This is a genomic window from Alloyangia pacifica (genome assembly GCF_020524285.1).
Taxonomy (GTDB): Bacteria; Pseudomonadota; Alphaproteobacteria; order Rhodobacterales; family Rhodobacteraceae; genus Salipiger; species Salipiger pacificus_B.
The window spans coordinates 327,219-340,724 of the sequence record NZ_JAIVKX010000004.1 but is presented as its reverse complement, the minus strand read 5'-3'; the positions used below and the strand labels follow the sequence as shown (position 1 = coordinate 340,724).

Annotated in this window: 12 protein-coding genes; 5 read left to right on the top strand and 7 right to left on the bottom strand. The window is 68.5% G+C overall.

Annotated elements, in window-relative coordinates; translation table 11 throughout:
- The first annotated feature begins 116 nt into the window (after nt 1-116).
- The 5 genes from LC039_RS08000 (at nt 117) to LC039_RS07980 (ending at nt 5,067) form a co-directional block, all read left to right on the top strand.
- A complete protein-coding gene (locus tag LC039_RS08000) occupies nt 117-1,295 on the top strand; it encodes an aspartate aminotransferase family protein (RefSeq protein ID WP_226623017.1) in 1,179 nt (392 codons plus the stop codon).
- Between the two features lie 95 nt (nt 1,296-1,390).
- Nucleotides 1,391-2,317 (top strand): ornithine carbamoyltransferase, encoded by a 927-nt coding sequence (gene argF, locus LC039_RS07995; protein ID WP_226623015.1) that lies wholly within the window; start codon nt 1,391-1,393, stop codon nt 2,315-2,317.
- 229 nt (nt 2,318-2,546) lie between these two features.
- Nucleotides 2,547-3,947, top strand: a complete 1,401-nt coding sequence (gndA, locus tag LC039_RS07990) for an NADP-dependent phosphogluconate dehydrogenase (RefSeq protein ID WP_226623013.1) — start codon at nt 2,547-2,549, stop codon at nt 3,945-3,947.
- Between the two features lie 236 nt (nt 3,948-4,183).
- Nucleotides 4,184-4,603 (top strand): hypothetical protein, encoded by a 420-nt coding sequence (locus LC039_RS07985; RefSeq protein WP_226623011.1) that lies wholly within the window; start codon nt 4,184-4,186, stop codon nt 4,601-4,603.
- Between the two features lie 134 nt (nt 4,604-4,737).
- Nucleotides 4,738-5,067: a GYD domain-containing protein gene (locus LC039_RS07980; protein WP_226623010.1), complete on the top strand. Its 330-nt coding sequence runs from the start codon at nt 4,738-4,740 to the stop codon at nt 5,065-5,067.
- Nucleotides 5,068-5,115: 48 nt separating this feature from the next.
- On the opposite strand, the gene LC039_RS07975 is transcribed toward LC039_RS07980, so the two are convergent.
- The 7 genes from LC039_RS07975 to LC039_RS07945 all read right to left on the bottom strand — a co-directional run bounded on the left by LC039_RS07975 (nt 5,116) and on the right by LC039_RS07945 (nt 13,487).
- On the bottom strand, nt 5,116-6,531 hold the full coding sequence (locus LC039_RS07975; protein ID WP_226623008.1) for an FAD-binding oxidoreductase: 1,416 nt from the start codon (nt 6,529-6,531) through the stop codon (nt 5,116-5,118).
- Nucleotides 6,509-7,531 carry a hypothetical protein gene (locus tag LC039_RS07970; protein ID WP_226623007.1) on the bottom strand — a complete coding sequence of 341 codons (1,023 nt, stop codon included), beginning with the start codon at nt 7,529-7,531 and terminating at the stop codon, nt 6,509-6,511. The genes LC039_RS07975 and LC039_RS07970 overlap by 23 nt, the downstream gene beginning before the upstream one ends.
- Nucleotides 7,532-7,607: 76 nt before the next feature.
- A complete protein-coding gene (locus tag LC039_RS07965; protein WP_226623005.1) occupies nt 7,608-8,132 on the bottom strand; it encodes a DinB family protein in 525 nt (174 codons plus the stop codon).
- A 293-nt stretch (nt 8,133-8,425) separates the two neighbouring features.
- Nucleotides 8,426-9,571, bottom strand: a complete 1,146-nt coding sequence (locus tag LC039_RS07960; RefSeq protein ID WP_226622998.1) for an iron-containing alcohol dehydrogenase — start codon at nt 9,569-9,571, stop codon at nt 8,426-8,428.
- Nucleotides 9,568-10,947, bottom strand: coding sequence for an aldehyde dehydrogenase family protein (locus tag LC039_RS07955; protein WP_226622991.1), 1,380 nt, complete (start codon nt 10,945-10,947; stop codon nt 9,568-9,570). The genes LC039_RS07960 and LC039_RS07955 overlap by 4 nt, the downstream gene beginning before the upstream one ends.
- A 10-nt stretch (nt 10,948-10,957) precedes the next feature.
- On the bottom strand, nt 10,958-12,322 hold the full coding sequence (locus tag LC039_RS07950) for a glutamine synthetase family protein (RefSeq protein ID WP_226622984.1): 1,365 nt from the start codon (nt 12,320-12,322) through the stop codon (nt 10,958-10,960).
- 127 nt (nt 12,323-12,449) lie between these two features.
- Complete coding sequence (locus LC039_RS07945) at nt 12,450-13,487, bottom strand: TRAP transporter substrate-binding protein (protein WP_226622982.1); 1,038 nt, start codon at nt 13,485-13,487, stop codon at nt 12,450-12,452.
- Nucleotides 13,488-13,506: the final 19 nt, after the last annotated feature.

Genomic DNA, 13,506 nt, shown 5'->3' with positions numbered 1-13,506 from the left:
CCTTCCGTGCCCAATTCGGGCGCGCCTGTTCGTTTGTCCGTCAGACACCCCCTTGAAAACTTGACTTGGCCCCGGGCCCTTGGCACCAATCGGGCCTCATCGCAGAGGAAGCCGCAATGATCCCCTCCGTCCTGCCGACCTATTCGCGCGCGCCCCTTCATTTCGTGAAGGGTGAAGGCTGCTGGTTGATCGAGGAGGACGGACGACGCTTTCTCGACCTCGGCAGCGGCATCGCGGTGAATGCGCTCGGCCACGCGCATCCGGCGCTGGTGGCGGCGCTGACCGAGCAGGCGAACAAGCTCTGGCACGTCTCGAACCTCTACGAGATCCCGCAGCAGCAGGCGCTGGCCGACAAGCTCGTGGCCGCGACCTTTGCCGACACCGTCTTCTTCACCAACTCGGGCACCGAGAGCTGCGAGCTGGCGGTGAAGATGGCGCGCAAGTACTGGTACGAGAAGGGCGCGCCCGAGAAGACCGACATCATCGCCTTCACCGGCTCGTTCCACGGCCGCTCCTCGGCGGGCATCGCCGCGGCGGGCAGCGAGAAGATGGTCAAGGGCTTCGGCCCGATCCTGCCGGGGTTCAAGCACCTGCCGTTCGGCGACTTGGAGGCGATCGAGGCGGCCATCGACGCGAAGACCGGCGCCATCCTGATCGAGCCGATCCAGGGCGAGGGCGGCATCCGCCCGCTGGCAGACGATCAGCTCAAGGCGCTGCGCAAGCTCTGCGACGACAAGCAGGTCCTGCTGATCCTCGACGAAGTGCAATGCGGCATGGGTCGGACCGGGCGCCTGTTTGCCCATGAATACGCCGGCATCACGCCCGATATCATGATGGTCGCCAAGGGCATCGGCGGCGGCTTCCCGCTCGGCGCGGTGCTGGCCACCGAAGAGGCGGCCTCCGGCATGACCGTCGGCACCCATGGTTCGACCTATGGCGGCAACCCGCTCGGCTGTGCCGTCGGCGGCGCGGTGATGGACGTGCTGACCGAGGACGGCTTCCTAGATGAGGTGAGCCGCAAGGCCGGGCTGCTGAACCAGAAGCTCGAGGGGCTCGTCGCCGCGCATCCGGAGATCTTCGAGGCGGTCCGCGGCCAGGGCCTGATGATCGGCCTCAAGACGAAGATCGCCCCGGCGGATTTCGTCAAGGCCGGCTACGACAAGCTGGTGATCACCGTGCCCGCGGCGGACAACGTCGTGCGCCTGCTGCCGCCGCTGACCATCACCGAGGAGGAGATCGCCGAGGCGGTCGATCGCCTCGACGCCACCGCCTCGGCCCTGGAGGCCGCCGCCTGAGTTTCTTCTAGGCCGAAATATCCCGGGGGCGCCCGCCGAGAGGCGGGCGGGGGCAGCGCCCCCAGGTCTCCGGCCCAACAAAAAAGACCCGACAGATGAACCACTTCCTCGACATCCACAAAACCGACCCGGCCGACCTGCGGGCGATCATCGACACCGCCAAGGCGATCAAGGACAGCCGCAACGGCCGCCCCAAGGCGATGGCCGATGACGAGACGCCGCTCGCCGGGCGCATGGTGGCGCTGATCTTCGAGAAGCCCTCGACCCGGACGCGTGTCTCCTTCGACGTCGGCGTGCGCCAGATGGGCGGGCAGACCATGGTGCTCTCGGGCAACGACATGCAGCTCGGCCACGGCGAGACCATCGCCGACACCGCCCGGGTGCTGTCGCGCTTCGTCGACATGATCATGATCCGCACCTTCGACGAGGCGGTGCTGACCGAGATGGCGGAATTCGCGACGGTGCCGGTGATCAACGGGCTGACCGACCGGACCCACCCGTGCCAGATCATGGCCGACATCCTCACCTTCGAGGAGCACCGCGGCCCGATCAAGGGCAAGAAGGTCGTCTGGTGCGGCGACGGCAACAACGTCTGCTCGTCCTTCCTGCATGCCGCCGGACGCTTCGGCTTCGACCTGACCTTCACCGGCCCGGTGCAGCTCGATCCCGAGATGGAATTCGTCGGCCATGCGCGCAACGAAGGCGCCACCATCACCATCGAGCGGGATCCCTTCAAGGCGGTCGAGGGCGCCGATCTCGTGGTCGCCGACACCTGGGTGTCGATGCATGACGCGCAGAGCGCCAAGGAACGCCGCCACAACATGCTGCGCCCCTACCAGGTGAACGAGAAGCTGATGGAAGCCGCCGGCAAGGACGCGCTCTTCATGCACTGCCTGCCGGCGCACCGCGGCGAGGAAGTCACCTCGGAGGTCATGGACGGACCGCAGTCGGTGATCTGGGACGAGGCGGAGAACCGTTTGCACGCGCAGAAGGCGATCATGCGCTGGTGCCTCGGCGGCTGAGCCGGGGGCGTGGGGGACTCCGGCCCTGCCCGCCTGGCGGCGGGTCTCGCCCGGGCGCATGTTGAAAAAGAAGAAGCCGGGCGGCAGCGCCCGGCTTCTTTGGTGTCAGGGGGCGGTGCCTCCCTGCGTATCGAGGATGCACAGCGCCTGTGCGATGGACGCGCGGGTCGCCAGCTTGCCTTGGCGCCTGTTATCGCTAGCTTTCGCGGTAGAGACACAGGAGGCTGGCATGGCAGACCCGCAGATCGGCATTTACGGATTGGGCACGATGGGGGCGGCGCTGGCGCTCAACATGGCCGACAGTGGCATCGACATCGCGGTGTCGAACCGCAGCCCGGAGCCGATTGCAGAATTCGTGACCCGGGCCGCGCCGTTTGCGGATCACGTCACCGCTCTGGACACGCTCGAGGGGCTGATCGACGCATTGCCCGAGCCGCGACTGCTGCTGGCGATGATCCCGTCGACCGCGCCGATGGATGCCTTCCTCGAGCAGGTGATCCCGCTGCTGTCGGAGGGCGACACGGTGATCGACGCGGGCAACGCCGATTTCCATGCCACCCGTGCGCGCAGCGCGCAGCTCGCCGAACACGGGCTGCATTTCGTCGGCCTCGGGGTCTCGGGCGGCGAGGACGGCGCGCGGCATGGCCCGTCGATGATGTTCGGCGGCTCCGAGGAAAGCTGGGCCGGTCTGCAACCGATCCTGTCGAAGATCGCCGCGCAGTTCGACGGCGCGCCCTGCGCTGACCGCATGGGCCCCGATGGTGCGGGGCACTTCGTCAAGACCGTGCACAACGGCATCGAATATGCCGACATGCAGATGATCGCCGAGGTCTACGACCTGCTGCGCCACGGCGCGGGGCACTCGCCCGCCGAGATCGGCGCGCAGTTCGCGCGCTGGAACGAGGGGGCGCTGGAGAGCTACCTTTTCGAGATCACCGGCAAGGTGCTGTCCTACGACGACCCGCAGGGCGATGGGCCGATGGTGGACGCCATCCTCGACAAGGCCGGGCAGAAGGGCACGGGCCGCTGGACCGCCATCGAGGCGGTGAAGCTCGGGCAGTCGGCAACGATGATCGAGGGCGCCGTCGCGGCGCGGGCGTGGTCGGCGGAGAAGGACCTGCGCGAGGTCGCGGGCGCGACGCTCGGGGCGGACCGCAGCGGGTTCACGCCGGACGTCGAGGAACTGGAAGCGGCGCTGCTGGCGGCGCGCATCCTCGAGTACGCGCAGGGCTTCCGCATCCTCGCCGCCGCCTCGGCCGAATACGACTGGCAGCTCGATTTCGCGCGTATCGCCGAGATCTGGCGCGCCGGCTGCATCATCCGGGCGCGGCTGCTCGATGACATCGCCGACGCCTTCCGCGAGAGCCCGCCCGAGGGCCAGCTCTTCCTCGCGCCGCGCTTCGCACCGGTGCTCGAGCGCGGCATCCCGGCGCTGCGGCGGCTGGTGTCGGAGGCCATCGCGGCGGGCTACCCGCTGCCGGTGCTCGGCGCCGCGCTGTCGTTCTGGGACACGCTGCGCCAGCCGCGCGGCACCGCCGCGCTGATCCAGGCGCAGCGCGACTTCTTCGGGCGTCACGGCTTCGACCGCGTCGATGGCAAGGACGTGCACCACGGCCCGTGGTGGGGCTGACGCGCGCCCGTGGCGCGGACGGGGCAGCGCACGCAGCGGTGTAGCCGGGCCACGCCTGCGCGCCGACCCGGTGCCGCGGGCGCCCAAAGCCTTGAACTGGGCGCGAAACCTGCGCAGCATCGAGCGATCGGCTGCGCGGATGGGCGAGGCCCGCTATGATCCGGTATGATGCAGTATGATCCGATGCGCTCCCGCGTGATGCGTGCCGCAGGACAATCTCAGAGAAGGAACCGACCATGTCCATGCCCCTCCTGTCCCGGATTGCCGGCGTGCCGGCCTGCATGGTCCTCGGGCCGCTCCTGCTGGCCGCCTGCACCCATTCGGCGCCGCCGCCCGCCGCCCCCAATGTCTCGCCGCTGGTGTTCTCCGAGGTGACGGAGCTCGCCATCGCGTGCCGGCACGAGGAGGCGCTGGTCGCCCTCGACGGCGCCGAGGCGGCGCAGGGCGGCAGCACCAGCACGACCGAGCTGCAGCGCGTGGTGGTATTGCGCAACGCGGGCAGGACCATGGATGCGGCGCGGGTTCTGCGCGAGCGCAACGCACGGGATGACGTCACCGTCGACGCGGCGGTCTACTCGGGCACCGCGGTCGAGGAAGGGCTCGAGGTGATCCGCTCGGAACGCGCCGCGCGCACCGGCAGCCGCTCGTGCGGCTGAGCCTCGGCATCTGACACGCTTCAGGTCACCGCCGATCCGGCAGCCTGTGGTATCCTGTGACCGGGAGGATGCGGGCCGGACCGGCCTGCGTGGTGCAGAGGACGACCCGAGGATCCTACCCGGGAGGACTCGTTATGCCGATATTCATAGTGACAGGGTGCTACACGGCGGCGGCCTTGAAGGGCATGATCGCCAATCCCAGCGACCGCGCCGAGGGGGCGCGCTCGGTCGTCGAGGCATCGGGCGGCAAGATGCTGTCCTACTACGCCACGACCGGCCCGACCGACTGGATGGTGATCGTCGAGACGAGCGACGTGCACGACCTGCTGGCCAGCCTGATGGGCGTCGGGGCCTCGGGCATGGTGAGCAATATCCAGACCGTCCGGGCGTTCTCGGCCGACGAGCTGATGGAGATACAGAAGAAGGCCGGCAGCGCGGCGCAGGCGTACAAGTCGCCCGCGTGAAGAGCGCCGGGGCGGCGCTGCGCCGCCCCGCTGTCAGGTCTGCGGCTGTCAGGCGCGGATCACCGCGCCGGGGTTCATGATCCCCTTCGGGTCGAGCGCCGCCTTGATGGCCCGCATCGCCGCCAGCTTGGCGGGATCCGAATAGCGCTCCAGATCATCGACCTTCAGCCGCCCGATGCCGTGCTCGGCGCTGACCGAGCCGCCCATCTCGTTGACCAGATCGTGCACGCAGCGCTGCACCCCGGCGCGCACGTCCAGGTAGTCCTGTTTCTTCCGGCCCTGCGGCGGGAAGACGTTGTAGTGCAGGTTGCCGTCGCCAAGGTGGCCGAAGCAGTTCACCCGGAAATCGCCGACCTGCGCGAGCCGCTCCAGGCCGGTGTCGATGAAGGCGGGCAGGACGCTCAGCGGCAGCGAGACATCGTGGCTGGCGATGGCCCCGATGTGGCGGTTGGCCTCGGGGATGCGCTCGCGGATCTCCCAGAACTGCAGGGCCTGGGCCTCGGATTGGGCCACCAGCCCGTCGCTGATGAGCCCGGCCTCCATGCCCGCGGTGAAGAGGGTCTCAAGCGCGCCCTCGGGGTCCATGCCCTGCGCGAGGCCGAGCTCCACCAGCACGCACCAGGCGGGGGCCTCGGCGAAGGGCTGGCGCACCTCGGGCAGCGCCTCGGCGAGGAAGCGGAACCCCATGCGGCCGATCAGCTCGAAGGCGCTGACCATCTCGCCGAGCTGGTCGCGGGCGAGTGCCAGCAGCGACAACGCGGCGGCGGGGCTTTCCACGGCCAGCAGCGCGGTGGCGGTGGCGGCGGGCACCGGCGAGAGCTTCAGCGCAGCGGCGGTGATCACCCCCAGCGTGCCCTCGGCGCCGAGCAGCAGCCCGCGCAGGTCGTAGCCGGTGTTGTCCTTGCGCAGGCGTTTCAGCCCGTGCCAGATCGTCCCGTCGGGCAGCACCGCATCGAGCCCCAGCACCTGCTCGCGCGCGTTGCCGTAGCGCAGTACGTTGACGCCGCCGGCGTTGGTCGAGAGCAGCCCGCCGATGCGCGCCGTGCCTTCGGAGGCGAGCGAGAGCGGGAAGAGTCGGTTTGCCTCCAGCGCCGCGGCCTGCACGTCGGCCAGCACTGCGCCGGCCTCGGCCACCAGCACGTTTTCCTCGGGGTAGGTGGCGCGGACCGCCGACATGCGCTCGAGCGAGAGGACCAGCGGGGCGGGGCCCTCGGGGGCGATCTGCCCGCCAACGAGCCCGGTGCCGCCACCATAGGGCAGCAGGCCGACACGGGCGTCGTTGCAGGCGCGGACGATGGCCGAGACCTCCTCGACGTTGCGCGGCAGCGCCACCCAGCCCGAGATTCCTTGCCAGCGTCCCCGCGGCTCTTCGAGGTAGCGCGGCTCGGCGCGGCGCAGCGTGCCGCCGGGCAGCGCGCGGCTCAGGGTCTCGGCAAAGGCGTCATCGGCGGGATTCAGGGGCATTGCGGTCTCCGTTCTCTGCGCCTGTGATAGCGTGCTCACCGGCGAAGCCAAGCCCGGGGGCGGCCTCTGCTGCGCGGCGGCGGGCGCGGCGGTAGAGCGGTGTCATGATCAGCGGTGTCAGGAACATCGGCACCTGGTAACAGCCGATGAACAGCAGCAGCGGGTCGGTCACCGTGGCGGGCAGCGCGGCGAGGAAGAGCCCGATGTTGCGGTTCCCGGAAATCATCGCCAGCGCCTCCAACGCTTCGCTGCGTCCGCCGCGGGCGCGCAGCCAGAGGGTCAGCATCTGCGGGCCGAGGTTGGCCAGGAAGGCCAGCGCCATCCAGCCCAGCAGTTCCAGCGGGCGCTCCAGAAGGGCAGGACGGATCTCGGAGGTGAGGGCGAGCACGATGACCGTCATCAGCAGCGCCGAGGCGCCGTCGATCTGCGCCAGGGCCGTGGGGCCGGGGGCTGGCAGGAGACGCGGGCGCAGCGCGAAGGCCAGCCCGGTCGCCGCAAGGATCACCGCGAGGAGCTTCAGCGCGGCACCGAAAATGCCCGCCGCACCGCCGAAAGCGGGCAGCAGCGCGAAGACGGGCAGCGTGGTGGTGGGCAGGATCAGCATGCCGAGGATCAGCATGCGCAGCGCCGGACCGGGATCGCCGCCGACCATCAGCGTCAGGTTCGGGCTGCTGGCCAGGGGCGCGGCGGCCAGCATCAGGATCAGCGCCAGCGCCGCGGGGCTGGCCAGCAGGCCGGCGGCAGCGGCGAGTCCGATCAGGGCCATTGGGCAGAGAAGCTGGAAGACCAGCAGCGCGCCGATCGAGCCGCGCAGGTCGCGGATGGCACCGAGCGCCGCACGCGGGCCGATGCGCAGGGCGGCGGCGAAAAGCATCACCGCCACCAGCTCGGACAGCCAGGGCCGCACGAACTGCGCCAGCTGCGGCAGGGCAATGCCGACGGCGAGGCCGATCAGCATCAGCCAGCGGGCGTGGCGGGACAGGAAGGGTAGGAGCGTCATTGCGCGGCGGATACCACGGCGCGCGGCCCGGGGCGAGAGCGCCGCGGTGGTTGGGTGCGATATGTGACGCCGGGGCCTAGTGCGGGAACCAGGCCTTGGCCGAGGCGACGCGGCCGTGCTCGAGGTAGAAATCGTCGAGTTGCGGCGGTGCGTAGCCGGTGTCCTGCAACTGCACATGCGCCTGGCCGCGATGGTGTATCTGGTGCTGAAAGAGGTGCAGGAGCAACGGCTCGACCTTTTCGTGCACCGGGCCGGAGCGGCGTTGGGTGAGCCGTTCCTCGTGCAGCATGGCGGGGGTGAGCGCCTCGCAGAGCGCGAGCAGGCGCAGGTCGGTCGCGGCCTGCATCTCCGCGAGCTGCGCCGGGTCGTCGATCTGCGCGCGGTTGTAGAGCGAGAGTCCGAGCCCGCCGCGCTCCAGCGCGTCGATGTAGTAGAGATCCACCAGCAGTATGTGGTTCATCGTCTGGCTGAGCGAGGGGAAGAAACCCGGGCGCGGGTCGGTGAACTCCTCCTCGGTGAGCGCCGCGAGCACGGTGTAGAGCGTCTCGTTCGCCCAGGCGTTGTTGCGGGCCATGAGGGTGAAGGGCGTGGGCGCATGCATGGGCGGATCCTCCCGGTGGGTGGCGCCAGTGTAGCGCAATGTGTCCAGTGTAGCGCAATGTGTGGAGACGGCGAAGAGAGTGTCGTGAGCGCCGGCCCGTCCCGGCGGGCTGGCGCTTTGGTCATTAAGCACGAGGTTCGAGTGTCTTCCGGGCTTGGCCGGAATAAAGCGCTGACCTCAAATGTGGCGGCGCCATCCCACGGGCCGGCGCTCGCCCGGCGCCTGCTCCCGTCGCCCGGAGACGAAAAGGGCCGGAGTTTGCGCCCCGGCCCGCGTTGCTCAAATCAAGAGCCTCACATCGCGGCGCGGAACAGCGCCTCGAGGTTCTCTTCGGTCAGCTCGATCGGGTTGCCGCCGCAGGACGGATCCTTGATCGCGCCTTTCACCAGCTCGGGGATCGACTCTTCGGTCACGCCGAGCGCGGTCAGCCCCTTGGGCACGCCGAGGCTGTCGTTGAATTGGTCCACGAAGGCGCAGAAGCCGTCGAAGCCGCCCTCGATGCCGAGATAGCTTGCCGCGGTGTCGAAGCGGTCGCGGATGGCGTCCGCGTTGAACTTCAGCACGGCGGGCATGCAGACGGCATTGGTGGTGCCGTGATGGGTGCCGAAGTGTGCGCCGATGGGGTGGCTCATCGCGTGGATCGCGCCGAGGCCCTTCTGGAAGGCGGTGGCGCCCATGGCCGCGGCGCTCATCATCTGGGCGCGGGCCTCAATGTCGGTGCCGTCGGCATAGGCGCGGGGCAGGTACTCGATCACGAGCCGCATGCCCTCGAGCGCGATGCCCTGGCTCATCGGGTGGTAGTGCGGCGAGGAGAAGGCCTCGACGCAATGCGCAAAGGCGTCGAGCCCGGTGCCGGCGGTGATCGCTTTGGGCATGCCGACAGTCAGTTCGGGGTCGCAGATCACCACGGCAGGAAGCATCTTGGGGTGGAAGATGATCTTCTTCTCGTGGGTCTCGGAGTTGGTCAGAACGCCCGCGCGCCCGACCTCCGAGCCGGTGCCAGCGGTGGTCGGCACGGCGACGATGGGGGCGATGGCGTCGGCATCGGCGCGGGTCCACCAGTCACCGATGTCCTCGAAATCCCAGACCGGCCGGGTCTGACCTGCCATGAAGGCCACGCATTTGCCGAGGTCGAGGCCGGAGCCGCCGCCGAAGGCGATGACCCCGTCGTAGCCGCCCGCGTTGTAGGCCGCGACGCCCGCGGCGAGGTTGCGCTCGTTGGGGTTGGGATCGACATCCGAGAAAAGACCGCAATGCAGGCCGGCGGTTTCAAGCACGGCGATGGTGCTCTCGGTGACCGGCAGCGCGGCGAGGCCGCGGTCGGTGACCAGCAGCGGCCTGGTGATGCCGGCCTGCGCGCAGGCGGCGGGCAGTTCCGCGATGCGGCCCGCGCCGAACTTGATGGCGGTAGGGTAGGACCAATTGGCGGTGAGGCTCATTTCGTCACCTTCTTGAGATGGTAGGATTTTGGGCGGGTGAGGTTGTGGTAGCCGATGACCGACAGGCCGCCGCCGCGCCCGGTCTGCTTGCAGCCGGTCCAGCACAGGCCGGGATCGAGGTAGTCGGCGCGGTTCATGAAGACGGTGCCGGTCTCGATGGCGTCGCCGACCTTCTGCGCACGCGCCACGTCCTGCGTCCAAAGCGAGGCGGTGAGGCCGAAGGGGCTGTCGTTCATCAGGGCAATCGCTTCGGCGTCGTCCTTCACCTTCATGATGCCGACGACCGGGCCGAAACTCTCGTCGCGCATGACGCGCATCTCGTGGGTCACGTTCGTCAGAATCTGCGGCGTCAGGTAGGCGGCGCCGTCGTCCTCGGGGAAGGTGTCGATATGGGCCTTGGCCCCCATCTCCAGCGCCTCCTTGATCTGCGCGCGAACCTCCTGCGCAAAGCGGACGTTGGCCATCGGGCCGATGGTGGTCTCCGTGTCGAGCGGGTTGCCGAGCTTGTAGCCCTTCACCACTGCCACGGCCTTCTCGACGAAGGCGTCGAAGAGGCTCTCGTGCACGTAGATGCGCTCGATGCCGCAGCAGCACTGGCCGGAGTTGAACATGGCGCCGTCGATCAGCGTGTCGACCGCGGCCTCCACATCCGCGTCCTCCATCACGTAGCCCGGATCCTTGCCGCCGAGCTCGAGCCCGAGCCCGGTGAAGGTGCCCGCCGCGGCGCGCTCGATGGCCTTGCCGCCGCCGACAGAGCCGGTGAAGTTGACGAAATTGAAGGCGCCCTCGGCGATCAGCGCCGAGGTCGTGTCATGGTCGAGATAGAGGTTCTGGAACACCGCCTCGGGCACGCCGGCCTTGTGGAAGGCGTTGGCCAGCCGCTCGCCGACCAGCAGCGTCTGCGTCGCGCCCTTCAGCACCACGGTGTTGCCGGCGATGAGTGCCGGGGCAACGGTGTTGATCGCGGTCATATAGGGGTAGTTCCAGGGCGAGACCACGAAGACCACGCCATGCGGCACGCGCTTGATGTAGCGCTTGAAGGTGGCGTTGTCGCCGACCTCTATGTCGGCCAGCGCGCCCTCGGCGATCTCGGCCATGTAGGAGGCGCGCTCGTTGAAGCCGCCGAACTCGCCGCCGTAGCGGACCGGCCGGCCCATCATCTGCGCCAGCTCGGGCACGATCGCCTCGTTCTGCGCGCCGATCTCGGCGACGCCCTTCATCACCAGCTCGACGCGCTCGGCCAGCGGGCGGGCGGCCCATGCGGCCTGTGCGGCGCGAGCCGATTTCGCGGCTTCGCGCGCCATGTCGAGGGGCAGCGTCTCGCGCGAGGCGAAGACCGAGCCGTCGATGGGGGAAATGTTGTTCAGTGTCGTCATGAGAGCCTCCTCAGGCGCGCTCGAAGCCGCGCGCCAGCTCGTAGTCGGTGACCGCGCGGTCGAAGTCTTCCTGCTCGATCCGGGCGGCATGGGCAAAATGCTCGATGACATCCTCGCCGAAGGCGGCGCGCAGCATGTCCGAGCCGGCAAAGGCGTCGATCGCGGCGCGCAGGGTGTTCGGCACGTCCGGCACGTCATCCATGCCGTAGACGTCGCCCTGGGCGGGGGAGGGCAGCTCCAGCTTCTCTTCGATCCCGGCAAGCCCTGCAGCAAGCTGCGCGGCGCAGGCGAGGTAGGGGTTCATGTCCGAGCCGGGAATGCGGCACTCGATGCGCACGCCCTTGGTATCCTCGCCGACGAGACGGAAGCCGGCGGTGCGGTTGTCCACCGACCAGGCGGTCTTGGTGGGCGCGAAGGTGCCGGGAGCGAAGCGCTTGTAGCTGTTGATGTAGGGCGCCATGAAGAGCGTCACCTCGGGGGCGTATTTCAGCAGGCCCGCAACGTAGTGCTTCATGGTCTGCGACATGCAATGCGCGCCGTCCTTGTCGTAGAAGGCGTTTTCCGTCCCCTTGAACAACGACTGGTGGATATGCGCCGCGCTGCCGACCTTGTCGGCCTGCCACTTCGCCATGAAGGTCGCTCCGTGGCCCTGCTGGTGGGCGATTTCCTTGACCGCGTGCTTGGAGATCGCGTGGTGGTCGGCACAGGTCAGCGCGTCGGCGTAGCGGATGTTCAGCTCTTCCTGGCCGTGCTCGGCCTCGCCCTTGCTGCATTCCACCGGCACGCCCATGGCGTAGAGGTGGTTGCGCACCGGGCGCATGACGTATTCCTCGCGGCTGGTGAGCTGGATGGAATAGTCCTGGTTGTAGGGCGAGAGGGTTTCCAGATCGCGCCAGCCGCTGTGGCGGATCTCGTCGTAGGAGCGGGCGTAGAGGAAAAATTCCAGCTCGGTTGCCATCATCGGCGTGAGGCCCATGGCCTCGGCGCGGGCGATCTGCTTCTGCAGCATCTGGCGCGGGGATTCCGGCACCGGCGCGTGGGTGTGGTGGTCCATCACGTCGCAGAGGATCATCGCGGTGCCCTCGAGCCAGGGCACGCGGCGCAGCGTCGCGAGGTCGGGCTTCATCACGTAGTCGCCATAGCCCGAGGCCCAGCTCGTGGAGGCGAAGCCCTCGGGGGTGCTCATCACCAGGTCGGTGGCGAAGAGGTAGTTGCAGCAATGCGTCTCCTCGATCGCATGCTCGAGGAAGTTGGAGACATGGAAGCGCTTGCCCTGCAGACGGCCCTGCATGTCCACCACGCACACGAGGACGGTATCGATCTCGCCGGAAGCGGCGGCGTTCTTCAGGTCGTCTAAGGTCAGGGGGGCGGTCATTCCGCGTGCTCCTTGCTGGTCTTGTCCTTGGGCCGCGCGGCGGGCGCGGAGATTTGATCAAACTCTTCTACAGGTCCGGCCCCCGCGCAAGCTGCGCGGAGGCCGGGTGTCGCTAGGGCATCTGGCCTCAGAAGGTGTAGGGCGGGCCCGCCTGGTTGATGACGCCGTTGTACTCCTCGAAGATCGAGACGACCTTGGCGTGGATTTCGCTTTCCTGGGCGATCTCCTTCCAGAACTCCTTGGCGGCGTTCTCGACCTCGGCCCATTCTTCCGGCGGCACCGAGCGCAGCTGCAGCTTGTCGCCGGTGGCGCGCAGCTTGGCCTCGCCGCCCCAGTACCACTGGTTGCGGTAGGTGTCGGCGGCCTTGATCGCCGACATCACCAGCGTCTTGAGGTGCTCGGGCAGGTCGGCCCAACGCTGCTGGTTGACGAAGATCGAGCCGATCCAGGCACCCGAGATGTTGTTGGTCAGGAAGTAGTCGGTGACGTTCGCCCAGCCGACGGTGTAGTCCTCGGTGATGCCCGACCAGGCCATGCCATCGAGCTCGCCGGTCTGCACCGCGACCTCGGCATCCTCGTAGGGGATGTTCACCGGCACCACGCCGAACTGGCTCAGGAAGCGGCCCGCGGTGGGGAAGGTGTAGAGCTTCAGCCCGTCGAGATCGGCAAGGCTGGTGATCTCTTTCTTGGTGTTGAAGTTGCACGGATCCTGACCGGCAGCGGAAAGCCAGGTCACGCCGACCTTCTCGTATTCCGAGCGCCAGATGTCGGCGAGCCCGTATTGCTCGAAGAGCACCGGCACGTCGAGGATGTGCTTGGTGGCGAACGGGAAGTAGCCGCCGAAGACGCGCATCGGGGTCGGCGACGCCATGGAGTCGTCATCCGAGTGCACGGCGTCGATAGTGCCGCGCTGCAGCGCCTGGAACAGCTCGCCGGTGGGCACGATCTGGTCGGCGTAGTAGAGCTCGATCTCCAGCTCGCCCTGGGCGGCAGTGTTGATGTAGTCGACGATCGGCTTGGTCACCTGTTCGCCGAGGGCGGCACCCGCGTAGGTCTGGAAGCGCCACTTGATCGGCTCCTGCGCGCGGCCGATGGAGGGCGCCGCGAGCGCAGCCGGAGCGGCCAGTGCGGCACCGCTCAGGATCTTGCGTCGTGTCAGTGTCATCTTGTCTCTCCTGTTGCGT